The 22,305-nt window shown below is 74.2% G+C and carries 16 protein-coding genes; 7 read left to right on the top strand and 9 right to left on the bottom strand.

What is annotated here, in order from left to right; genetic code table 11:
• Positions 1-8: 8 nt before the first annotated feature.
• Positions 9-1,853 carry an ABC transporter ATP-binding protein gene (locus CXR04_RS32115; protein ID WP_159072411.1) on the bottom strand — a complete coding sequence of 615 codons (1,845 nt, stop codon included), beginning with the start codon at positions 1,851-1,853 and terminating at the stop codon, positions 9-11.
• A 90-nt stretch (positions 1,854-1,943) separates the two neighbouring features.
• Here CXR04_RS32115 and CXR04_RS32110 point away from each other — a divergent pair, with 90 nt between their 5' ends.
• From CXR04_RS32110 to CXR04_RS32100, 3 genes are all read left to right on the top strand, one after another.
• The gene (locus CXR04_RS32110) at positions 1,944-2,399 is read left to right on the top strand and encodes a MarR family winged helix-turn-helix transcriptional regulator (RefSeq protein ID WP_101425715.1); all 456 of its coding nucleotides are present in this window, start codon (positions 1,944-1,946) and stop codon (positions 2,397-2,399) included.
• Between the two features lie 12 nt (positions 2,400-2,411).
• Positions 2,412-5,375: an FAD-binding and (Fe-S)-binding domain-containing protein gene (locus CXR04_RS32105; RefSeq protein ID WP_101425714.1), complete on the top strand. Its 2,964-nt coding sequence runs from the start codon at positions 2,412-2,414 to the stop codon at positions 5,373-5,375.
• A gap of 113 nt (positions 5,376-5,488) precedes the next feature.
• Entirely contained in the window at positions 5,489-6,925 is a 1,437-nt protein-coding gene (locus CXR04_RS32100; protein WP_101425713.1) for a Gfo/Idh/MocA family protein, read from the top strand.
• A 48-nt stretch (positions 6,926-6,973) separates the two neighbouring features.
• Here the strand turns inward: CXR04_RS32100 and CXR04_RS32095 are convergent, their stop codons facing one another.
• On the bottom strand, positions 6,974-7,732 hold the full coding sequence (locus CXR04_RS32095; RefSeq protein WP_101425712.1) for a L,D-transpeptidase family protein: 759 nt from the start codon (positions 7,730-7,732) through the stop codon (positions 6,974-6,976).
• 160 nt (positions 7,733-7,892) lie between these two features.
• Here CXR04_RS32095 and CXR04_RS32090 point away from each other — a divergent pair, with 160 nt between their 5' ends.
• Positions 7,893-9,743, top strand: a complete 1,851-nt coding sequence (locus tag CXR04_RS32090) for an ABC transporter transmembrane domain-containing protein (protein WP_101425711.1) — start codon at positions 7,893-7,895, stop codon at positions 9,741-9,743.
• On the top strand, positions 9,740-11,521 hold the full coding sequence (locus CXR04_RS32085; RefSeq protein WP_101425710.1) for an ABC transporter ATP-binding protein: 1,782 nt from the start codon (positions 9,740-9,742) through the stop codon (positions 11,519-11,521). Before CXR04_RS32090 ends, CXR04_RS32085 begins: the two co-directional genes overlap by 4 nt.
• A 189-nt stretch (positions 11,522-11,710) precedes the next feature.
• Here CXR04_RS32085 and CXR04_RS32080 read toward each other — a convergent pair whose 3' ends face one another.
• Positions 11,711-12,505 (bottom strand): metal-dependent hydrolase, encoded by a 795-nt coding sequence (locus CXR04_RS32080; RefSeq protein ID WP_101425709.1) that lies wholly within the window; start codon positions 12,503-12,505, stop codon positions 11,711-11,713.
• A gap of 148 nt (positions 12,506-12,653) precedes the next feature.
• Between CXR04_RS32080 and CXR04_RS32075 the strand changes: the two genes are divergently transcribed.
• The gene (locus tag CXR04_RS32075; protein ID WP_101425708.1) at positions 12,654-15,182 is read left to right on the top strand and encodes a DEAD/DEAH box helicase; all 2,529 of its coding nucleotides are present in this window, start codon (positions 12,654-12,656) and stop codon (positions 15,180-15,182) included.
• A gap of 45 nt (positions 15,183-15,227) precedes the next feature.
• On the opposite strand, the gene CXR04_RS32070 is transcribed toward CXR04_RS32075, so the two are convergent.
• Positions 15,228-16,235, bottom strand: a complete 1,008-nt coding sequence (locus CXR04_RS32070; RefSeq protein WP_101426709.1) for a DUF6397 family protein — start codon at positions 16,233-16,235, stop codon at positions 15,228-15,230.
• Positions 16,236-16,342: 107 nt separating this feature from the next.
• Here CXR04_RS32070 and CXR04_RS32065 point away from each other — a divergent pair, with 107 nt between their 5' ends.
• Positions 16,343-16,771, top strand: a complete 429-nt coding sequence (locus tag CXR04_RS32065) for a PPOX class F420-dependent oxidoreductase (RefSeq protein WP_101425707.1) — start codon at positions 16,343-16,345, stop codon at positions 16,769-16,771.
• Between the two features lie 22 nt (positions 16,772-16,793).
• On the opposite strand, the gene CXR04_RS32060 is transcribed toward CXR04_RS32065, so the two are convergent.
• The 5 genes from CXR04_RS32060 to CXR04_RS32040 all read right to left on the bottom strand — a co-directional run bounded on the left by CXR04_RS32060 (position 16,794) and on the right by CXR04_RS32040 (position 22,257).
• The gene (locus CXR04_RS32060; protein WP_101425706.1) at positions 16,794-17,408 is read right to left on the bottom strand and encodes a GTP-binding protein; all 615 of its coding nucleotides are present in this window, start codon (positions 17,406-17,408) and stop codon (positions 16,794-16,796) included.
• On the bottom strand, positions 17,389-17,808 hold the full coding sequence (locus tag CXR04_RS32055) for a DUF742 domain-containing protein (protein WP_101425705.1): 420 nt from the start codon (positions 17,806-17,808) through the stop codon (positions 17,389-17,391). The genes CXR04_RS32060 and CXR04_RS32055 overlap by 20 nt, the downstream gene beginning before the upstream one ends.
• An 18-nt stretch (positions 17,809-17,826) precedes the next feature.
• Complete coding sequence (locus CXR04_RS32050) at positions 17,827-18,264, bottom strand: roadblock/LC7 domain-containing protein (protein WP_101425704.1); 438 nt, start codon at positions 18,262-18,264, stop codon at positions 17,827-17,829.
• Positions 18,261-21,398 (bottom strand): sensor histidine kinase, encoded by a 3,138-nt coding sequence (locus CXR04_RS32045; RefSeq protein ID WP_234380593.1) that lies wholly within the window; start codon positions 21,396-21,398, stop codon positions 18,261-18,263. The genes CXR04_RS32050 and CXR04_RS32045 overlap by 4 nt, the downstream gene beginning before the upstream one ends.
• Positions 21,399-21,477: 79 nt before the next feature.
• Positions 21,478-22,257 (bottom strand): MHYT domain-containing protein, encoded by a 780-nt coding sequence (locus CXR04_RS32040; protein WP_101425702.1) that lies wholly within the window; start codon positions 22,255-22,257, stop codon positions 21,478-21,480.
• Positions 22,258-22,305 lie beyond the last annotated feature (48 nt).

Genomic DNA, 22,305 nt, shown 5'->3' with positions numbered 1-22,305 from the left:
ACGGCGGCTCAGACGGTGACCGACGCGCCCTCCGCCACCGGCTCGCCCCCGGCCACCGCGCTCGCGTCGGCGTCAAGGTCGCGGCGGACCAGCGCCGCGTACCGGCCGCCGGCGGCCATCAGCTTCTCGTGCGTGCCGAGTTCGGCGATCCGGCCGTCGTGCAGGACCGCGATCTGGTCGGCGTCGCGGATCGTGGAGAGCCGGTGCGCGATGGTGATCGTCGTGCGGCCCGCGGCCAGCGCGTCGACCGCCTCCTGCACCGCGCGCTCGGTGCGGGTGTCCAGGGCGCTGGTGGCCTCGTCGAGGATGAGCACCGGCGGGTCGCGCAGGATGGTGCGGGCGAGGGCCAGGCGCTGTTTCTCGCCGCCGGAGAAGCGGTAGCCGCGCTCGCCGACGAGGGTGTCGTAGCCGTCGGGCAGGGCGGCGATGTGGTCGTGGATCTGCGCGGCGCGGGCGGCGGCCTCGATCTCGGCGTCGGTGGCGTCCGGGCGGGCGAAGCGCAGGTTGTCGCCGACGGAGGCGTGGAAGAGGTACGTCTCCTGGGCGACGACGCCGACCGCGCGGGCGAGCGAGTCGAAGTCGAGGTCGCGCACGTCGGTGCCGTCGAGGGTGACCCGGCCACCGGTGACGTCGTACAGCCGCGGCACCAGGTAGCCCAGGGTGGACTTGCCGGCGCCGGTGGGGCCGACGATCGCCAGGCTGGTGCCGGCCGGCACGGTGAGGTCGACGTCGCGCAGCGTCGGCTGACCCGCCTCGTACGCGAAGTCGACGTTCTCGAAGCGCACCTCGCCGCGGGGCTTCGCCACCCGCACCGGGTGCTCGGGCTCGGCGATGTCGACGGGCAGGTCGAGGTACTCGAAGATGCGCTGGAAGAGGGCGAGCGAGGTCTGCATCTGCACGCCGGTGGAGAGCAGGCTGACGGTGGGCCGGAAGAGGCCCTGCTGGAGCGAGACGAAGGCGACGACGGTGCCGATGGACACGGCCTGCCCGCCGGTGCCGGAGGCCAGGCCCGCGGTCCAGTAGATGACGGCCGGCATGGCGGCCATGACGACGCCGATGGTGGCCATCCGCCAGCGGCCCGCCATGTTGGCCCGTACCTCCACGTCCACCAGGCTCTCCGACTCGTCGGCGAAGTCGCGGGTGAGGCTGTCGGAGCGGCCCATGGTGCGGCCGAGCATGATGCCGCTGACCGACAGCGACTCGGTCACGCCCGCGGCCATGGCGGCCATCTGCTTCTGCCGCTGCGAGGTGATCTTCTTGCGCTCGCGGCCGACGCGGCGGGCGATCCAGACGAAGAGCGGCAGCAGGAGCAGCGAGACGACGGTCAGCCGCCAGTCGAGCGCGAGCATCGCGACGACGGTGGCGATGACGCTGGTGAGGTTGGAGACCAGCGAGGTGGCGGTGGTGGTGACGGTGGCCTGCATGCCGCCGATGTCGTTGGCGATGCGGGACTGCACCTCGCCGGTGCGGGTGCGGGTGAAGAACGCCAGCGGCATGCGCTGCAACTGGGCGTAGACGGCGGTGCGCAGGTCGTGCATGACGCGCTGGCCGACGGTGGTGGAGATGAGGGTCTGGAGCACGCCGAAGACGCCGCCGAGCACGGCGACGCCGACCATGCCGAGCGCGAGCAGGCTGAGCAGCCCGGTGCGGCCCTCGGGCAGGGCGGTGTCGACGACCTCGCGGAGCAGGAACGGCGAGGCTACCGAGACCAGCGAGGACGCGGCCACCAGCAGCCCGACCACGGCGAGGCGGCCGCGGTACGGGCGGAAGAGCGCGAGGATCCGGCGCACCTGGGCGGGCTGCTCCGGCTCTGAGGGTGCGGGTGACCACCCGTCGAGAGGATCGTGCGGCATGGGCCTCCTAGAAGAGTGTGACGACCTTATGGGAGGCTAGCTCATTGTTACCTATATACACAATGAATATGCTCCTGCTACCCTCGGAGCGTGTCCCAGTCGTCCCCGCCCCCCGCAGACGTGACCGGCCAGTTGGCGGAGCAGCTCCTGCTGCTCACCCGCCGGATCCACTACGCGCAGAAGCACCACTTCAAGCCGCTGGGCATCACGCCCGCCCAGTCCCGGCTGCTGCGCACCCTGGAGCGCCACGAGGAGCCGCCGCGGATGGCCGACCTCGCCGAGCACCTCGGCGTCGTGCCCCGCGCGGTCACCACGCACGTCGACGCGCTGGAGGCGGGCGGCCTGGTCCGGCGCGTACCCGACCCGGCCAACCGGCGGGTGATCCGGATCGAGACCACCGCGGCCGGGCGCACGGCGCTCGCCGAGCTGCACCGGGCCCGCCTCGCGGCGGCCGCGGACGTGCTGGAGCCGCTGTCCGAACAGCAGCGTGAAAAACTGCTGGGGCTCATCGCCCCCCTGGTCGACACGCACGGCCACGCCTGCTGAGGAGTCCGTTCCATGCCGCTGCTCCAGCCCAAGCCCTCGGCCCTGCGCCCCGGCCGCGGTGCGGCGGCGCCCGCGCCCGACCGGGTCGCCGACGACCTCGCCGCGGGCACGCCGGAGCCGCTGCGCGGGGAGCTGACGGCGCTGCTGGGCGCGGAGAAGGTGCTGACGGGCGCCTCGGACCTGGTGCGGTACGCCTCGGACGCCAGCCCGTACCGGTTCGTGCCGCAGGCGGTGGCCGTCGCCGAGACGGTCGCGGACGTCTCGGCGCTCTTCCGGTTCGCCCGCGAGCGCGGACGGAAGCTGGTCTTCCGGGCGGCCGGCACGTCGCTGAACGGCCAGGCGCAGGGCGAGGACATCCTCGTCGACGTACGCCGCCACTGGGCGGGCGTCGAGGTGCTCGACGACGCCGCGGCGCGCGCCCGCGTCGGCCCCGGCACCACCGTCGTACGGGCCAACGCCACCCTCGCCCGGCACGGCCGCGTCCTCGGCCCCGACCCGGCCAGCGCCATCGCCTGCACCCTCGGCGGCGTCGTCGCCAACAACGCCTCGGGCATGACGGCCGGCACCACGCGCAACTCGTACCGCACGCTCGCCTCGCTGACCTTCGTGCTGCCCTCCGGCACCGTCGTGGACACCGCCGCGCCCGACGCCGACGAGCGGCTGGCCGCCGCCGAGCCGGAGCTGTGCCGCGGGCTGCTCGCGCTCAAGGCGGAGATCGAGGCGGACGCGGAGCTGACGGCCCGGATCCGCGCCAAGTACGAGATCAAGAACACCAACGGCTACCGGCTCGACGCCTTCCTCGACGGCGCCACCCCGGTGCAGATCCTGCGCGGGCTGATGGTCGGCTCCGAGGGCACGCTCGGCTTCATCGCCGACACCGTCTTCGACACCCTGCCCCTGGACCGGCACACCTCCACCGCGCTGCTGTTCTTCCCCGCCCTCCAGGCCGCCGCGGCCGCGGTGCCGGCGTTCAACGCCGCCGGGGCGCGGGCCGTGGAGGTGATGGACGGCAACACACTGCGCGCCTCCGTGAGCGTCGCCGGGGTGCCCGCCGACTGGGCGGAGCTGCCGAAGGACACGGCGGCGCTGCTGGTGGAGTTCCGGGCGCCGGACGAGGCGGCGCGGGAGGCGTACGAGGAGGCGGCGGCCGGGGTGCTGGCGGGGCTCGACCTCGTGGCGCCAGTCGGGTCCGTCGCCGCCGAGGGCAACGCGTTCACCCGCGACCCGGGCCGTATCGGCGGCTACTGGAAGGCGCGCAAGGCGTTCGTCACCGCCGTGGGCGGCTCCCGCCCGGCCGGTACGACCCTCATCACCGAGGACTTCGCCGTCCCGCCCGGCCGGCTCGCGGAAGCCTGTGAGGCGCTGCTCGAACTCCAGGCGCGGCACGGCTTCGACGCCGCCGTCGCCGGCCACGCCGCCCACGGCAACCTGCACTTCCTGCTCGCCTTCGACGCCGCCGAGCCCGCCGACGTCGAGCGGTACGCGGCCTTCATGGACGACTTCTGTCGGCTGACCGTCGAGCGCTTCGACGGCTCGCTGAAGGCCGAGCACGCCACCGGCCGCAACATCGCCCCGTTCCTCGCGCTGGAGTGGGGCGAGCGGGCCACCGGGCTGATGTGGCGGATCAAGGAGCTGATCGACCCGAGCGGCATCCTCGCCCCGCGGGTGCTGCTCGACCGCGACCCGCAGGCGCACCTGCGCGGGCTGAAGACCATCCCGCGGATCGAGGACATCGCCGACCCCTGCATCGAGTGCGGCTTCTGCGAACCCACCTGCCCCAGCGGCGACCTGACCACCACCCCGCGGCAACGCATCGTGCTGCGCCGGGAGATGCTGCGCCAGCCGCCGGACGCACCGGTCACCGGCAGCCTTCTCCAGGCGTACGGGTACGACGCCGTCGACACCTGCGCCGGCGACTCCACGTGCAGCCTGGACTGCCCCGTGGGCATCGACACCGGGCAGATGATGAAGGACTTCCGGCACGCCCGGCACTCCGCCCGCGAGGAGCGCGCCGCCGCCGGCACCGCCCGCCGCTTCCGCCAGGTCGAACGAGCCGCCCGGCTGGCCGTCGCCGTCGCGCACCGGCTCGGCGACCGGGTGCCGGGCGCCGCGACCCGGCTCGCGCGCCGCGCGGTGCGCCCAGACCTCGTACCCGAGTGGCTGCCGGAGATCCCCGCTCCCGCCGCGCGCCGGCTGCCCGGCACCGTCCGCGAGGGCGCCGCCGCCGTCTACTTCCCCGCGTGCGTCAACCGCATCTTCGGCGGCCCGGACGACGCCCGCGGACCGAACCTCGCGGAGGCCGTCGTCGCCGTCTCCGCCCGCGCCGGGCGGCCCGTGTGGATCCCGGACGACGTCGCCGGCACCTGCTGCTCCACCATCTGGCACTCCAAGGGCTACGACGACGGCACCCGGCTGATGGCCAACCGCATCGTCGAGGCCGCCTGGCGGTGGACCGACGGCGCCCGGCTGCCGGTCGTCGTCGACGCCTCGTCCTGCACCCTGGGCCTCGCGCACGAGGTGGTGCCGTATCTGACGGAGTCGAGCCGCAAGCTGCACGCGCAGCTCACCGTCGTGGACTCGCTCAACTGGGCCGCAGACGAGCTGCTGCCCCGCCTGACGGTCGAGCGCAAGACGTCCGCCGCCGTGGTCCACCCGACCTGCTCGATGCGCCACCTGGGCAACACCGGCCGGCTCACCGCGCTGGCCGAGGCGGTCGCGGAGGAGGTCGTCGTGCCGGACGACGCGGCCTGCTGCGCCTTCGCCGGCGACCGCGGCCTGCTGCACAAGGAGCTGACCGCGTCCGCGACCGCGCGCGAGGCCGCGGAGGTCACCGCCCGCGACTACGACGCGCACCTGTCGGCGAACCGGATGTGCGAGATCGGCATGGACCGGGCCACCGGCCGCTCGTACCGCTCCGTGCTGCTGGAGCTGGAGCGCGCCACCCGCCCCGCGGCGGTCCGGGGGCGCCGCGGATAAGTCCATCCGGCCCCGGCGGTAAGTCCAACTCCTCAGTGGTGCAGACCTCTTGTCGGCGCGCCCGGGTCCGGCGAGGGTGGCGGCGAACCTTCCGCACACCTTCCGGAGGACGCATGCGCGAGGAGAACGCCACCCCGAGACCCGGCGATGCCGACGACGGCTACTCCCGCCGTTCGGTTCTGCGCTCGGCGGGCATCGCCGGTGCAGGGCTCGGCCTGGGGGCATTCGGCGCCTCCCAGGCCCAGGCGGCAGAGGCGGGGGCAGCCGGTGAAGGCGCCGCACCTGCCGTGCCGCCGCGGCGCGGCAGGACGATGATCGGCGTGCCCTTCGAGACCCACACCACCGTACGGGTCGGGATCGTGGGCCTCGGCAACCGCGGCGGCGGCATGATCGACCTGTTCCTGGCCCAGCCGGGCGTCCAGGTGACCGCGCTGTGCGACCCGGTCGTGGACAAGGTGGAGCGGGCCGCGAAGAAGGTCGTCGCCGCCGGCCAGCCGGCGCCCGCCACGTACACCAAGGGCGACCACGACTTCGAGCAGCTCTGCGCCCGCAGCGACATCGACTTCGTCTACGTCGCCACCCCCTGGGACTGGCACTTCGAGATGGCCAGGACGGCCATGACGAACGGCAAGCACGTCGGTGTCGAGTGCCCCATCGCGATGACCGTGAAGGAGCTGTGGGACCTCGTCGACCTGTCCGAGCGCACCCGCAGGCACTGCATGCAGTTGGAGAACTGCGCGTACGGCAAGAACGAGATGCGGGTGCTGCGCATGGCGCACGCCGGGCTCTTCGGCGAGCTGCTGCACGCCGCCGGCGCGTACAACCACGACCTGCGCGGGCTGATGTTCGACCCGGACTACTACGAGGGCCCGTGGCGCCGGCTGTGGCACACCCGGCTGCGCGGCGACCTCTACCCCAACCACGGCTTCGGCCCGACGGCCAACTACATGGACGTCAACCGCGGCGAGCGCGTCACGCAGATCTCCAGCTTCGGCACCCCGGCCCTGGGCCTCGCGGAGTACCGCGAGGAGCACATGCCCGCCGGCGACCCGAGCTGGAAGGAGACGTACATCGGCAGCGACCGCACCTTCAGCGTGCTGCAGACCGCCAAGGGCCGCGTCATCCGGCTGGAGCACGACGTCTCCACCCCGCACCCGTACAGCCGGATCAACTCCCTCGGCGGCACGAAGGGCGTCTTCGAGGACTACGAGCCGCGCATCTACCTGGAGCCGATGCACACCGACGACCGGTGGCACAGCTTTGGGGACTTCGCGGAGTACGACCACTGGCTGTGGAAGGAGCACTCCAACCCGCCCGGCGGCCACGGCGGCATGGACTACATCATGATCTTCCGGCTGATGCAGTGCATGCGCCTCGGCCTGGTCCCGGACTTCGACGTCTACGACGCCGTGACCTGGACCGCGCCGGTGCCGCTCAGCCACCAGTCGATCAAGGCGGGCGGCAAGCCGCAGCAGATCCCGGACTTCACCCGCGGCGGGTGGAAGGACAAGCGCTCCGGCGTCGACTCGGAGAAGCCCGACGGGGCGTGAGCGCCCGCTGACGGCGCGCGGCCCCGGCTGGACCGGGGTGCGGCGCCGCTAGCCCGACAGGGAGGCCCGGTCGCCCATCACGGCGACCGGGTCCTTCCGCGGGTCCAGGGTGCGCAGCAGCTCCGTCATCCCGGACTTGGAGATGCTGACGCAGCCCGACGTGCCGCTGCCGTGGTCCATGTGGAACCAGATCGAGCCGCCCTTCCCCTGGCCCTGCGGGCGGGTCGGGTCGAGCGGCGAGGTGCCCCGCACGCGGTTGTAGTCGATGGCGATGACGAGGTCGAAGTCGTTCCAGTGCGTCTCGGGCCAGTAGTGGGGCGCGGCGAAGGCCGGGCTCTGGAGGTACGGGAGCTTCGCGCCCGGGTCGGCGAGGACGCCGCCTGCGTCGGAGAGCGTGAACACCCCCACGGGGCTGCGCTTGTCGCCCTCGCGGTGGTCGGGGGTCCAGCCCTTCTTGCCGTTGTGCGCGGGCCAGCTCTCCCGGCGCTGCCAGTTCCCGCCGCGCTTCTCGTAGAGGACGACGGTGGCGTCGGCGGAGTCGGGGCCCTTGCCGTAGACGGCGACGGCCTGGCGGGAGTCCGCGGGCACCTTCCCGTTCAACCGGGCGCCGACGCCGGGGATGTCGCCGGGCGGGGTGCTGGGCGACGCGCTCGCGCCGCCGGTGGCCGCGCCCTTGCCCGTACCGCTCGTACCGCCGCTGTCACCGTCACCGCCGCCTGAACCGCCGCAGCCCGCCAGCAGAAGCAGCCCCACCGCCGCGGCGGCCGTCCTGCGCGGCAGCCGCCCGCTCGTCCCGTACGCACGCATACACCCATCGTCACACGCCGCGTCCCGCGCCCTGCCGGGCGGTCCCCCGCGGGCCGTGGCGCAATGGACACGGCGCGGGGGAAAACCGGTTGAAAACCCGCCCGCGAACCGCCAGCCTTGCACGGCTCACCCACACCCGAGACGACCATTTTGGGATGCCATGCAGTTGCGCGACCTGCCGCATACGGACCCCGGAGAACCCGACGTCCGATCCGGCCGCCACTTCCTCGTCTGGCTCGGCCGCATGCAGCTCGGCGGCCAGGTGGCCGCGCTGCTCTGGGGCCTGGTGTGGATGCTGCCCCTCGGCGCGATGCCGCTGGCCGTGGGCATGGCCGTGCAGGCGGTCGTGGACCGCAACGGCGGGCGGCTCGCGGTCGCCGGCGCGCTGCTGATCGCGTTCGGCGCGCTGATGGCGCTCGGCGACAGCATGCTGCACCGCGCGGCCGTGACCAACTGGATCACCGCCGCCTCCCGGGTCCAGCAGTTGCTGGCCCGCAAGGCGGCCGGCCTTGGCTCGGTGCTCACCCGGCGGGTGGCGGCCGGCGAGGTGGTCGCGGTGAGCACGGGCGACGTGGAGAAGATCGGCTGGTTCGTCGAGTCGTTCTCGCGGTTCACCGCCGCGCTGTTCACCGCGCTCGCCGTCACCGCGGGCCTCGTCGTCTACGCCCCGGAGCTGGGCCTCGTCGTCGCCGTCGCGCTGCCCGTGCTGGCGCTCGCGCCGCTGCCGCTGCTGCCGTACGCCACCCGCCGCGCCGACGACCAGCGGGCCAAGGCCGGCCGGGCGACCGAGCTGGCCGCGGACACCGTGGCGGGGCTGCGGGTGCTGCGCGGCATCGGCGGCGAGGAGCTGTTCCTCGACCGGTACCGGGAGGCGTCGCAGAAGGTGCGGACCGCGGCGGTGCGCAGCGCGCGGATGTGGGCGCTGATCCACGCCGTGCAGGTGGCGCTGCCGGGAGTGCTGCTGGTGATCGTCGTCGGGCACGGGGTGGGGCTCGCGCGGAGCGGGACGATCACGGTCGGCGAACTGGTCACGGTCTACGGGGCGGTGACGTTCCTGCTCTTCCCGATGCACCACTTCGCCGAGCTGGCGATGGCGTACTCCTTCTCCCGGCCGTCGGCCAAGCGCGCCGCCCGCGTCCTCGGGCTCGCCCGCACCGCGACCGGCGGCACCGGCACCGGCACCGGCACCGACCACGGTCCGCTCGGCGGCGAGCTGCACGACCCGGCGACCGGGCTGCGTGCCGCGGAGGGCCGGCTGACCGCCGTGGTGTGCGGCGACCCGGACGCCGCGGGGCGGCTCGCCGACCGGCTCGGCGGGCACCCGACGGAGCCGGGCGAGCTGCCGTCGGCGCGGCTCGGCGGCGTGGAGCTGGACGACGTACCGCTGGCGGGGGCGCGGGCGGCGGTGCTGGTGCAGGACAAGGACCCGATGCTGCTGTCCGGGACGCTGGCCGACCTGCTGGACGTACCCGCGTCCGGCTCGGTCAAGCCCGCCGCCGCGCTGGCCGCCGCGCAGTGCGGCGACGTGCTGACCGCGCTGGCGCAGGCGGCGGCCGCGGCGCCGGACGGCGACGGGGCGCCGATGGGCGCGCCGATCACCGAGCGCGGCCGGTCGCTCTCCGGCGGCCAGCGCCAGCGGCTGGCGCTGGCCCGGTCGCTGGTGGCCGACCCGGAGGTGCTGGTGCTGGACGAGCCGACGTCGGCGGTCGACTCGCACACCGAGGCGCGTATCGCCGAGGGGCTGCGGGAGATCCGCGCGGGCCGTACGACGGTGGTGTTCACCTCCAGCCCGCTGCTGCTGGACCGCGCGGACACGGTGGTGTTCGTGCAGGACGGCGCGGTGGTCGCCGAGGGGCCGCACCGCGAACTGCTGCACGGCGACGTCGCGTACCGCGCCGTGGTCACCCGGGAGACGGACGACGAGAAGCAGGCGCCCGGCCGCGTACCGGAAGGCGATCCTGCCGTACGCGACGAGGGCGGCGTGCCGCAGATGATGGAGGAGACCGCATGATCGGCGTGCGACCGCCGGAGTACGACCCGGCCGCGCCGCGCACCGCGACCACCCTGCCGGTGGGCGCACCCGCGACCGTGCGCGGCTACGTGGCGGAGCTGCTGCGCCGGCACCGGACGGCGTTCCTGCTGCTGATCGGCGTCAACGCGGTCGCCGTGCTCGCCTCGATGGCCGGCCCGTACCTGCTGGGCGGGCTGGTCGAGGACCTGTCCGCGGGGGTCGAGGACCTCCATCTGACGCGCGCGGTCGTGCTGTTCTCGATCGCGCTGGCGGTGCAGGCGTTCTTCATCCGGCTGGTGCGGCTGCGCGGCGCGATGCTGGGCGAGCGGATGCTCGCGGACCTGCGCGAGGACTTCCTCGTGCGGTCCGTGGGCCTGCCCCCGGGCGTGCTGGAGCGGGCCGGGACGGGCGATCTGCTGTCCCGTATCACCACGGACATCGACCGGCTGGCGAACGCGATGCGCGAGGCCGTGCCGCAGTTGACGATCGCGGTGGTGTGGGTCGGGCTGGTGCTCGGCGGCATGGTGGTGATGGCGCCCCCGCTGGCGGTGGCGGTGGTGCTGGCCGCGCCGGTGCTGCTCGCGGGCTGCCGCTGGTACTTCAAGCGGGCGCCGAGCGCGTACCGCTCGGAGGCCGCGGGGTACGCCGCCGTGGCCGCGGCACTCTCCGAGACGGTGGACGCCGGGCGCACGGTGGAGTCGCACCGGCTGGGCGCGCGCCGGGTCGCGCTGTCGGACCGGCGGGTCGCTGAATGGGTGGCGTGGGAGCGATACACGCTCTACCTGCGCTGCATGTTCTTCCCCGTCTTCAACGCCACGCACGTCGTCGTGGTCGGCTCGGTGCTGCTGCTCGGCGGCGCGTTCGTCTTCCAGGGCTGGATGAGCGTCGGCGAGCTGACGACGGGCGCGCTGCTGGCGCAGATGCTCACCGAGCCGGTGGGCATGATCCTGCGCTGGTACGACGAACTCCAGGTGGCCCAGGTGTCGCTGGCCCGGCTGGTGGGCGTTCGGGACATCGAGGAGGAGCCCGGCGACGCGGCCGTACGGCCGGGCGGCCGGGACGTCCACGCCGACGAGGTCCGCTTCGGCTACCGCGCGGGGGCGGACGTGCTGCACGGCGTCTCGCTGCGGTTGCAGCCGGGCAGCCGGCTGGCGCTGGTCGGGCCCTCGGGTGCGGGCAAGTCGACGCTGGGGCGGCTGCTGGCCGGGATCTACTCGCCGCGGCGCGGCGAGATCCGGCTCGGCGGCGCGGAGCTGGCGCGGATGCCGGCCGAGCGGGTACGCGAGCACGTGGCGCTGGTCAACCAGGAGCACCACGTCTTCGTCGGCTCGCTGCGCGACAACCTGCGCCTGGCGCGTGCCGAGGCGAGCGACGCGGAGCTGTGGGCGGCGCTGGGCGCGGTCGACGCGGGCGAGTGGTCCCGGGCCCTGGACGACGGCCTGGACACGGAGGTCGGCTCGGGCGGTACGGCCCTCACCCCGGCGCAGGCGCAGCAGATAGCGCTCGCCCGGCTGGTGCTGGCCGACCCGCACACGCTGGTCCTCGACGAGGCGACGTCGCTGCTCGACCCGCGGGCGGCGCGGCACCTGGAGCGGTCGCTGGCGAAGGTTCTGGACGGGCGCACGGTCGTGGCCATCGCCCACCGCCTGCACACGGCGCACGACGCGGACGTGATCGCGGTGGTCGAGGAGGGCCGCATCAGCGAACTCGGCAGCCACGACGAACTGGTCGCGGCAGACGGCGCCTACGCCGCCCTCTGGCGCTCCTGGCACGGCTGACCGGCCCCCCGGGCGCGTACGAAGCACGCGCCCGGGGCGGGTCTCCGCGCCGCTCGGCGTGTTGTACTCCCCCACATGCCGCCGATGCCCGATCGGATCCGCGAGGAACGGTGCTCGCGGGACGGCTTTGAGGCGGCGCGGCGCCCTCTTCGTCCGGATGCGGCTCGGGGCTGTCGGGCCGTCGGGGCCTCAGCCGATGACGCCCATCGCGGTGAGGCCGCCGGCGGTGCCGGCGAGCATGAAGACCGGCATCAGTATCTTCAGCTCGATCCAGCTTCCGGCGCGGAAGCGCATGAAGTCCGGCGGGCCGATCGGGTACCAGCGCCGGCGGCCCACCGGAATCGGCCACAGGACCGGGCAGCCGGAGACGGTGAGGGCGTCGCCGAGGTCGTGGACGAGGGCGCCGAGGACGATGGGCAGGCCCAGCCACAGATACTCCTGGCCGGGGTCGGTGAAGAGCCAGTCGGAGCCGTTGCCGGGCTGGTCGAGGACGGCGGCGAGGATCCAGGCGCTGGTGGCGCCGAGGAGCCAGACGAGGACGTCGCTGGAGACCCGGGCGGCCCGCCACAGCAGGCCCTCGATGGCCAGCACCATGTGGACGAAGAGGATCCCGAGGACCGCCCACCGGCCGCCGAGGACCGCGAGCGCGGAGAAGCCGGCGCCGACCAGGACCGCCCACAGCCAGGTGTGCGTCAGGGTGCGGTGGCCGCCGGAGCGGCGGGGATCGCCGCGTTTCTTCGTCGCCTTGTAGACGCCGGCCGAGAGCTTGTCGATGACCTCGCAGAGGATGCGGGACAGCGGGCCGAAGGCGCGGGAGATGGTCGCGGACTTGTGGTCCAGATCGGGGGCGAGGGCCGCGCCGGCGCAGATGAGGGCGCCGACGACGAGCACCGGCCAGGGCATCTCGTGGCCCGCCGCGGTGGCCGCCGCGCCCACCCCCAGCCACGCCGCCGCCCCCGAAAGCGAGTGCGCTGGACCCATCATGAAAAGCTCCCCCACCCCTCGTCCGCCCGTGTGGTGAACGGCCGTTGGCCCCACAGGCTCCGCCCGTCGGCGGCACAGCCTAGCGCGGGTGATCTTCGCACGTACCGGGGGTTCACACTTCGGGGGCAGCGGAGGGCAGTATGGTCGGGTGACCCTTATCGATCAGATGCCGCCCACCGCCGACCCCGACGACCTCTTCGAGGCGTTCTCCTCCTGGACCGAGGAGCGGGGCATCTCCCTCTATCCGGCGCAGGAAGAGGCTCTGATCGAGGTCGTCTCCGGCTCGAACCTGATTCTGTCCACCCCCACCGGATCCGGGAAATCGCTGGTCGCGGCCGGTGCGCACTTCGCGGCGCTGGCCCGGGACGAGGTCTCGTTCTACACCGCGCCGATCAAGGCGCTGGTGTCGGAGAAGTTCTTCGACCTGTGCAAGATCTTCGGCACGGAGAACGTCGGCATGCTCACCGGCGACGCCTCCGTCAACGCCGACGCGCCCGTCATCTGCTGCACCGCCGAGGTGCTGGCGTCCATCGCCCTGCGCGACGGCAGAGACGCCGACATCGGCCAGGTGGTGATGGACGAGTTCCACTTCTACGCCGAGCCGGACCGCGGCTGGGCGTGGCAGATCCCGCTGCTGGAACTGCCGCAGGCGCAGTTCGTGCTGATGTCCGCGACGCTGGGCGACGTCTCCCGCTTCGAGGAGGACCTGGCCCGGCGCACCGGCCGGTCCACCTCGGTGGTCCGCTCGGCGACCCGGCCCGTCCCGCTGTCGTACGAGTACCGCACCACCCCGCTCACCGAGACCCTGACGGAACTGCTGGAGACCCGCCAGGCGCCCGTCTACATCGTGCACTTCACCCAGGCGCAGGCGGTCGAGCGGGCGCAGGCGCTGATGAGCATCAACATGTCCACCCGCGCCGAGAAGGACGAGATCGCCGCCCTCATCGGCAACTTCCGCTTCACCACCCGGTTCGGCAAGCAGCTCTCCCGCTACGTCCGGCACGGCATCGGCGTCCACCACGCCGGGATGCTGCCCAAGTACCGGCGGCTGGTGGAGAAGCTGGCGCAGGCCGGGCTGCTGAAGGTCATCTGCGGCACCGACACCCTCGGCGTCGGCGTCAACGTGCCCATCCGCACGGTGCTGTTCACCGCGCTGACCAAGTACGACGGCAGCCGGGTGCGTACCCTGCGGGCCCGCGAGTTCCACCAGATCGCCGGCCGGGCCGGGCGGGCCGGCTTCGACACCTCCGGGCTGGTGGTGGCGCAGGCGCCGGAGCACGTCGTGGAGAACGAGAAGGCACTCGCCAAGGCCGGCGACGATCCGAAGAAGCGCCGCAAGGTGGTGCGCAAGAAGCCGCCGGAGGGCTTCGTCAACTGGTCGCAGAACACCTTCGAGAAGTTGATCGCCGCCGATCCCGAACCGCTCACCTCCCGCTTCCGCGTCACCCACGCCATGCTGCTGTCCGTCATCGCCCGCCCGGGCGACGCCTTCACCGCCATGCGCCGGCTGCTGGAGGACAACCACGAGCCGCGCAAGAAGCAGCTCCGGCACATCCGCCGCGCCATCGCGATCTACCGCTCCCTCCTCGACGGCGGCGTGGTCGAGCAGCTCGACGAGCCGGACGCGCAGGGCCGCATCGTGCGGCTGACCGTCGACCTGCAGCAGGACTTCGCCCTCCAGCAACCGCTGTCGACCTTCGCACTGGCGTCGTTCGACCTCCTCGACCCCGAGTCCCCCTCCTACGCGCTCGACATGGTCTCCGTCGTGGAGTCCACCCTCGACGACCCCCGGCAGATCCTCGCCGCCCAGCAGAACAAGGCGCGCGGCGAGGCGGTCGCGGAGATGAAGGCGGACGGCGTCGAGTACGAGGAGCGGATGGAGCGGCTGATGGACGTCAGCTACCCCAAGCCGCTGGAGGAGCTGCTGTCCCACGCCTACGGCCTGTACCGCAAGAGCCACCCGTGGGTCGGCGACCACCCCCTCTCCCCCAAGTCGGTCATCCGTGACATGTACGAACGGGCCATGACCTTCGGCGAGTTCGTCTCCTTCTACGAGCTGGCCCGCACCGAGGGCATCGTGCTGCGCTACCTGGCAAGCGCGTACAAGGCGCTGGACCACACCGTGCCGGACGAGCGGAAGTCCGAGGACTTCGAGGACCTCGTCGCCTGGCTCGGCGAGATGGTCCGCCAGGTCGACTCCAGCCTGCTGGACGAGTGGGAGCAACTGGCCAACCCGGCGGAGGAGACCGCCGAGCAGGCCCTGGAGCACGCCGACCAGGTGCGCCCGGTGACGGCCAACGCGCGCGCCTTCCGCGTCCTCGTCCGCAACGCGCTGTTCCGCCGGGTGGAGCTGGCGGCGCTCGACGACGCGGACGAGCTGGGCACGCTGGACGAGGAGTCCGGCTGGGACGCGGAGCGCTGGGGCGAGGCACTGGACGCGTACTGGGAGGAGTACGAGGACATCGGCACCGGTCCCGACGCCCGCGGGCCGCGGCTGCTGCGGATCGAGGAGGACCCGGAGCACGCCCTCTGGCGCGTCCGCCAGACCTTCGCCGACCCGGAGGGCGACCACGACTGGGGCATCTCCGCGGAGGTGGACCTCACCGCCTCCGACGCCGAGGCCCGCGCCGTCCTCCGCGTCACCGACGTCGGCCCCCTGAGCCAGCCGACCCGCTGAGCCAGTCAGCCCGCCCAGCCAGTCAGCCGGCCGGCTGACCTGCCGTCAGCGCGGCAGGCCCGTGCGGCGCCGGCGGCCCCGGCGCAGCCAGTTGAGGCTGCCGCGGCGTGGTCGGGCCCCTCCCGCCGGGCGCGCGGGCGGGGCGCCGCCCGGGGGTGCCGGCGGAGCCGGGAGCAGGACGGGAAGGGGCGCCGGGGCCGTGGCCAAGGACGGGTCCGGGGACACGGGCGGGGACGGGGTGGCGTAGTCGACGCGCGCGGCCTGGAGCTCCACCGCCAGGCCCAGCCGGTAGCCCAAAGCCTCCGCGTCGGACTCCGCCAGCAGCACGTCCTCCGCCGCCCGGCGGGCCGTCTCACTGCCGCCGCGCGCCGTGGCGACCAGCTCCGCCCGGTGCTCCACGACGCGCGCCCGCTCCCTCGCGTCGGGCACCTCCTCCGCCAGCTCCGCGTCGCTCAGCACTGCCGCATACGCGCCCGCCCGCTCCCACGGGTCCACCCGCTCCGACAGCAACTGCTCCACCCGCCGCTGCCGCCAGCCGCGGGCCCGGACGTCCGCGCCCTCGGCCAGCTCCCCCCGCATCGCCGGCGGCAGCGGTCCGCGCAGCAGCCCCGGCTCCCGCTCCCCGAACCGCTCCACCTCCGCCGCGAGATAGAGCCAGACCACGACCCGGTACCGGTTCACATAGAACCGCGCGGGCGCGAAGCACCCCGCCCGCGCCAGCCGCGTGAAGCGGACGGACGAGATGCCCAGCTCCTCCGCACCCGCGGCCGTCCCCACCAGCCGCAGCCGCTCACGCAGCGCAGCCGCGGCCCCGACGCCCCCGGCGCCGTCCTCCGCCCGCAGCCGCGCCACCTCGGCCCGGGCCACCCGGCGCCGGCCGCCGGCCCGCTGCGGCGGCTCCGTCGGCACCAGCCCGAGCTGCGCCGCCAGCTCCAACTCCCGCGGCAGCAGCCCCAGCTCCGCCGCCGCGCGGCCGAACGTCAGCAGCTCCGCCCGCTCGCCCGCCGCGCCGGCCGTCCGCGCACCCGCGCTCGCCCCGGTCCGTACCACCATGACCATCTCCCCCGTCGTCGCTCGAAAAGCGCCATCTCAATTACTCTCAGTGACGAGCCTAGCGCGTCGCTCCCCGCCCCGCCTCCCCCTGTGGATAACGTGCTCGCATGGGCGAGAAGATGACCGACGAAGAGTGGCGCACCTTCGTCTCCGCAGGCACCCGCACCGGAAAACTGGCCACCGTCCGCGCCGACGGCAGCCCTCATGTGGCCCCGATCTGGTTCGTACTCGACGGCGACGACCTGGTCTTCAACACCGGCGCCGGGACCGTCAAGGGCCGGAACCTCGCGCGCGACGGGCGCGCCACCCTCTGCGTCGACGACGACCGCTATCCGTACTCGTTCGCCGTGCTCTCCGGCCGCGCGCGGCTCAGCGACGACCTGGACGAGATGCGCCGCTGGGCCACGGTCATCGCCGCCCGCTACGTGGACGCCGAACTGGCCGAGACCTACGGCGCGCGCAACGCCGTCGCCGGCGAACTCCTCGTCCGCGTCACCATCGACAAGGTGGTCTCCGAGGCCCGCGTCGCCGAGTGACCCCCGGCACCCCGGGCCCCGCTCACCCCACCGGCTCCGAGCCGACCGTGTCGAGCAGCCGGGCGGTGTGCACCCGCCCGGCGTACTCGACCAGCCTGATCAGCACCTCCTTCCCCGAGTCGCGGTCGCGGGCGTCGCACAGCACGACGGGAGTGCCCTGGTCGAGGTCGAGGGCACGGGCGACCTCGTGGGCCCCGTAACTGCGCGACTCGGGAAAGCAGTTCACCGCGACGATGAACGGGATGCTGCGGTGCTCGAAGTAGTCCACCGCCGGGAAGCAGTCCTGCAGCCTGCGCGTGTCGGCCAGCACCACCGCGCCCAGCGCGCCGGTGGCAAGCTCGTCCCAGAGGAACCAGAAGCGGTCCTGCCCCGGCGTGCCGAACAGATAGACCGCGAGTCCGGCGCGGATGGTGATCCTGCCGAAGTCCATCGCCACGGTCGTCGTGGTCTTCTCATCCACGCCGCCGGTGTCGTCGACGGCGGTGCCGACCTCGCTCAACTGCTCCTCGGTGCGCAGCGGACGGATCTCGCTGACGGAACCGACCAGGGTGGTCTTGCCCACCCCGAAGCCGCCGGCGATGAGGATCTTCAGCGCCAGCGCGTCGTCGACCCTGCGGTCAGAGGGCGCGGAGTCCATCGATCACTTCTCTCAGGATCATCTCGTCGGGAAGCTGCGCCGGCGGTACGGGCCTGCTGACCCGTACGCAGCCGAGTTCGACCAGATCGCCGAGGAGCACCCGTACCACCCCGACCGGCAGATCGGTCTCCGCCGCCAGCTCGGCGACGGACTGGGTCTCGATCCGGCAGAGGTCGATGAGCGCCCGGTGCTCGGGCCCGAACGTCTCGGCCTCCTTCCCCGCGGCCTCCAGCGCCTCTTCCTCCAGGTCGATGAGCGCAATGAGGTCGAACCGCACGGTGGTCGTCACCGGCCGGGTCCGGCCGCCGGTCATCGCGTACGGGCGGACCAGCGGGCCGGCCTCGGCGTCATACCAGTGACTGCCGTGGTGCGGAGGGGTGCCACTCATATCTTCAGTCATAACGTGTCACCGCCGTGCTCAGCCCGGATTCCGCGGCTTCGCTGCGGCCGTTCGCGGAGCGGTGTATAGATGTTCGCCCACCCGTGTGACCAGGCGGGCCATTTCGTACGCGACGAGGCCCATGTCCGCCGTCGCGGCGCTGAGTACGGCAAGACAGGAGCCGTCCCCGGCCGCGGCCACGAAGAGGAAGCCGTCGTCCATCTCGACCACCGTCTGCCGTACGCCTCCCGCGCGGAAGTGCCGCCCGGCGCCCTTGGCGAGACTGTGGAAGCCGGACGCGACCGCCGCCAGGTGCTCGGCGTCCTCGCGGGAGAGCGTTCTGGAGTTGCCGACCGCGAGGCCGTCGCCGGAGAGCACCACGGCGTGGTGCACATCGGCGACGCGCCTGACGAGGTCGTCCAGCAGCCAGTCGAGTCCCCCGGCTCGCTGCGTGTGCACGGTGTCCGGCTCGATCATGGGCTTTCCCCTTCCCTCGGCGTGTGCGCGGTCTCGTCCGGCTCCGGGCGCCCGCCGCCCGGTTCACCGCCGTGCGTGCGGCCGGCGGGCAGGCCGCCGCCGCGTAACCAGCCGCTGCGGTACGCGGCCATGCGGGCGCGCGCCTCTTCCGGCGTGCGCTCCCGCCGTGCGGGGCGGCCCGCGGGGGTTGACTCCCCGCGCGCTCCGGCGTCCCCGTCGCCGGGGTCCGTGACTCCGTCCGCACCATCCCCGGTGTCCGTGCCGCCACCGCCGCCGGGTTCCGGCCTCAACTGCGGCGCCATGCTGGCCTGCCGTACGCGCCTGGGCAGCTCCGTGACGTCCCCGGGAGCCTGGACGGCGGCCGCCTCCTGCCCGGCCTGCCCCGCGTACATCCCGGTCCCGCCCAAGGCCCCCCCGTCCACCGCCGCCCCACCCGGCGCCACCCCCGCGCCGTCCCCGTCCTCCGCGCCGCCGTCCACCCCGGCCTCCGTACCACCCGCCGGATCCACGCCGAGCCGGGCCCGCAACAGCACCACGTCCTCCCGCGACGCCAGCACCGGCCGCTCCCCGACCGGCCCGACGGCCGGCCCCCCGGGCCCGGGTCCCGTGCTCCACGGTCCCGGCAGCGCCCGCCCGGCCCGCCGCTCCGCCAGCCCGTTCTCCGTGACCCGTGCGCCGTTCTCCGCCCCGTGCGCGCCGGAGCCGCCCCCGTCCGCCCCGTTCCGCACCGGCACACCGGGCAACCCCGGCACAGCGGCACCACCCGGCAGTCCCGGCACCGCCGGAGCACCCGCCAGCCCCGCCACCCCGGAACGGCCGGACCCGCCGGACCCGGCAGAACCGTCGGGCCCGCGAGACCCACCGGGCACCAGCCGGCCCGAGAACGGCCGCGCCGCGGCGCCCCGCGCCCCCGCCCCCGGGTCCACCGCTCCTGCGACCGCCGCCTCCAGCAGCGCCGTCGGCAGCAGCACCACCACCGTCGTCCCCCCGTACGCCGAATCCCGCAGACTGACCTGGATCCCGTGCCGGGCCGCCAGCCGGCTCACCACGAACAGCCCCAGCCGGTCGCTGTCGAACAGGTCCAGCGCCTCCGACTGCCGGATCCGCCGGTTCGCCGCGGCCAGCGCCTCCTTGCCCATGCCCAGGCCGCGGTCCTCGACCTCGATCGCGTAGCCGTTGCCGACCTGCTCGCCGTACACCCGCACCTTGGTGTGCGGCGGCGAGAACTGCGCGGCGTTCTCCACCAGCTCCGCCAGCAGGTGCGTCAGGTCGGCCACCGCCGCGCCCACCACGGCCACGTCCGACAGCGCCCGCACCTCCACGCGCGCGTAGTCCTCCACCTCCGAGACCGCCGCCCGCACCACGCTCTGCAGCGGCACCGGCATCCGCCACGCCCGGCCGGGGGCCGCGCCCGAGAGGATGATCAGGCTCTCGGCGTGCCGCCGCATGCGGGTCGTGAGGTGGTCGAGCCTGAAGAGGTCGTCCAGTTCCTCCGGGTCCTCGGCGCGCCGCTCCATGCTGTCCAGCAGGGCGAGTTGGCGGTGGACGAGCACCTGGCTGCGGCGGGCGAGGTTGACGAACACCCCGGAGATGCCGCTCGCCAGCTCGGCCCGCTCGACGGCGGCGCGCAGCGCCGCCCGGTGCACGGTGGTCAGCGCCTCGCCGACCTGGGCGATCTCGTCGTCGCCCGGGTCGCCCCTGGGGGCCTCGCCGGCGATGTCGATCTCCTGCCCCGCGCGCAGCCGGTGCATCGCGTACGGCAGCTTGCGGCGGGCGAGTTCGAGCGCGGAGTTGCGCAGGCCGACGAGTTCGACGATCAGCCCGCGGCCTATCCGTACGGAGATGAGGAGCGCCGCGGCCACGGCGGCGAGGCCCAGGATGGCCGCGGCGCCGGAGGGGGTGAGCATCCCGTCGGTGAAGGGGTCGGTGCGGTCGGCCTCCGCGGCGTGCTCCCGTCCGACGGCGCGGACGGCGCCGGCCACGTCCGCGTACGGGCCCTCCCAGTCCCGCGCGGGGGCGGCCTCCACGGCGGCGGTGCCGGAGTCCGCGGCGGCCACGGCGTCCTCCAGCTCGCCGAGGGTGCGGTACGCCTCACTCTCACGGGCCCGCTTCCACAGCTCCGCCTCGCCGCCGCCGAGGTCGGCGGCCGAGCCCTCCTCCAGGGCGGCGCGGGCGGACGCAGCGTCGGCGAAGGCGCGGTGGTGCGCGGCGCTGAGCGACCCGCGCAACTGCCCGGCGGCCAGCAGCGCGTCCTCGCGGGCGAGCATCTCGCCGGCCCGGCCGAACTCCAGCAGCACCCGCGCCTCGGACGCCGCCTCGGCGTCCTGGATGCCGGTGAGCGCGCCGGAGACGCCGAAGGCGCGGCCGACGGCCGCGGTGTACTCCTCGTACGCCCGCGACCAGTCGGTCGTGCGGGCCTCCACCTGCGTGCGCAACCGCCCCAGGGGCTCCGTGCCCGTGACGAAGCCGTCGAGCCGCCTGGTGACGTCCCGGGGCAGGTCGGCGCCCTCCGCGACGGTGTGGCTGCCGTCGAGCCGCAGCCGGTCGACGGCCCGGTCGGTGCGGACGGTCGCCGCGCCGTAGGCGCCGCGGCTCTCGCCGCCGGGGCCGGCGAGATAGCTCGCGGCGGCGCGCCGTTCGTCCTGGAGCGCCGCGACGGCGGCGGCAAGGGGCTGCCGTACCTCGGTCTCGACCTGTTCGAGCTGGCGCAGCCGGGAGACGTCCTGCGCGGTGCCGACGGTGGCGTAGCCCCAGAGCGCTATGAGGGAGACGACCGGCACGGTCAGCAGGCAGATGACGCGCGCGCGGACGGTACGGGGCCCGAAGCGCCGGCGCCGCCCGCGGTGCCCGTACGCCGGCGTCTTCTGTGCATCGCCCGCATGCAAACCTCCGGAGCCCGCCGATTCTCCCGTGCTCCCCGTGGCCGGTCCTGCCGGCAGATACGCCCGCTCCCAGGCGCTCGGCCCCGGCGGCTCGGGCTCGTCGGCGGGCGGCCCCGCGTGCGCCCGCCGGCCGCGCACCGGAGCAGGCACCGGCGGCGCCCCGCCCGCCCCGCGCCCGGCGGGCCGCTCGGCCGGGGGTACGGACGGCGTACCGGACGGGCCGCTCGGCGGGTTGCTGTCCGGGGTTCGCATGTCCACCTCATATCGGTTTGCGGGGACCGGCCCGCCCCGCGGGGTCCGTCCGGCCGGTGTGCAGGCGCGGCGCGGCCGGCTAGACGGCGCCGGGCGCTCGGGTCAGGCGCTGGGCGGAGACGGTGGCGGCACGCTCCGCGGCGGTCGGCGTGAGCGCGACGAACGCCGAGGTGAGGAAGAGGTACGAGCCGAGTCCTACGGTCAGGGGAAAGACGAACTGGGTGGCGGTGGCGCCCGCCAGGGCCTCGGACGAGGGCATCACGGTCACGGACACGGCGGCCATCCCGGTGTAGTGCATGCTCGTCACCGCCGCCCCCATGACGAGGGCGGCGAAGGTCACGGCAAGCGGGGAGCGGATCGTGAGCGCGGCCCACAGCGCGGCGGTGGCCGTGGCGACCGCGATGAGGACGGAGAGCGCCACGGCCGGGAGGTCGTAGGCGATCGAGCCGTGCAGGCGGACGGCGGACATCCCGATGTAGTGCATGGCCGCCACGCCGAGCCCGGTGGCGAGCCCGGCGACCAGCAGGGCGGGGCCGCGGGCGCGGAGGTGGCCGAGGGCGAAGACGCCGGCTCCGGCGACGGCCATGGCGACCACGAGGCTGAGGACCGTGCGCGGGATGTCGTAGCGGATCTCGGTGCCGCTGACGCTGAAGCCCAGCATCGCGATGAAGTGCATCGTCCAGATGCCGGTCCCGGTGGCGGACGCGGCGGTGAGCAGCCAGTTGCGCCGGGAGCGGGCGGTGGGGGCCGCCAGCGCCTGGACGGTGCAACGCAGCCCGAGCGCGGCGCCGATGCACGCCATCGCGTACGAGAGGACGGGTGTCAGCCACCCGTAGGCTGCGTGGTCAAGGTGTCCCATGTCTCAGGGACGCTAGTCCGGTTGGGGGCGCACGACCGGGGCGCATGC

Origin of the sequence: Streptomyces sp. CMB-StM0423 (assembly GCF_002847285.1) — a bacterium.
Taxonomy (GTDB): domain Bacteria; phylum Actinomycetota; class Actinomycetes; order Streptomycetales; family Streptomycetaceae; genus Streptomyces.
Note: the sequence above shows the minus strand (reverse complement) of the source record. Positions and strands in the feature narration are given on the sequence as shown.

What these genes read in the sequence shown, in the direction of transcription:
- CXR04_RS32115 (WP_159072411.1), bottom strand. Translation starts at nt 1,853, where the DNA reads ATGCCGCACGATCCTCTCGACGGGTGGTCACCCGCACCCTCAGAGCCG.
- CXR04_RS32105 (WP_101425714.1), top strand. Translation starts at nt 2,412, where the DNA reads ATGCCGCTGCTCCAGCCCAAGCCCTCGGCCCTGCGCCCCGGCCGCGGT.
- CXR04_RS32100 (WP_101425713.1), top strand. Translation starts at nt 5,489, where the DNA reads ATGCGCGAGGAGAACGCCACCCCGAGACCCGGCGATGCCGACGACGGC.
- CXR04_RS32095 (WP_101425712.1), bottom strand. Translation starts at nt 7,732, where the DNA reads ATGCGTGCGTACGGGACGAGCGGGCGGCTGCCGCGCAGGACGGCCGCC.
- CXR04_RS32090 (WP_101425711.1), top strand. Translation starts at nt 7,893, where the DNA reads ATGCAGTTGCGCGACCTGCCGCATACGGACCCCGGAGAACCCGACGTC.
- CXR04_RS32085 (WP_101425710.1), top strand. Translation starts at nt 9,740, where the DNA reads ATGATCGGCGTGCGACCGCCGGAGTACGACCCGGCCGCGCCGCGCACC.
- CXR04_RS32080 (WP_101425709.1), bottom strand. Translation starts at nt 12,505, where the DNA reads ATGATGGGTCCAGCGCACTCGCTTTCGGGGGCGGCGGCGTGGCTGGGG.
- CXR04_RS32070 (WP_101426709.1), bottom strand. Translation starts at nt 16,235, where the DNA reads ATGGTGGTACGGACCGGGGCGAGCGCGGGTGCGCGGACGGCCGGCGCG.
- CXR04_RS32065 (WP_101425707.1), top strand. Translation starts at nt 16,343, where the DNA reads ATGGGCGAGAAGATGACCGACGAAGAGTGGCGCACCTTCGTCTCCGCA.
- CXR04_RS32060 (WP_101425706.1), bottom strand. Translation starts at nt 17,408, where the DNA reads ATGGACTCCGCGCCCTCTGACCGCAGGGTCGACGACGCGCTGGCGCTG.
- CXR04_RS32055 (WP_101425705.1), bottom strand. Translation starts at nt 17,808, where the DNA reads ATGACTGAAGATATGAGTGGCACCCCTCCGCACCACGGCAGTCACTGG.
- CXR04_RS32050 (WP_101425704.1), bottom strand. Translation starts at nt 18,264, where the DNA reads ATGATCGAGCCGGACACCGTGCACACGCAGCGAGCCGGGGGACTCGAC.
- CXR04_RS32045 (WP_234380593.1), bottom strand. Translation starts at nt 21,398, where the DNA reads ATGCGAACCCCGGACAGCAACCCGCCGAGCGGCCCGTCCGGTACGCCG.
- CXR04_RS32040 (WP_101425702.1), bottom strand. Translation starts at nt 22,257, where the DNA reads ATGGGACACCTTGACCACGCAGCCTACGGGTGGCTGACACCCGTCCTC.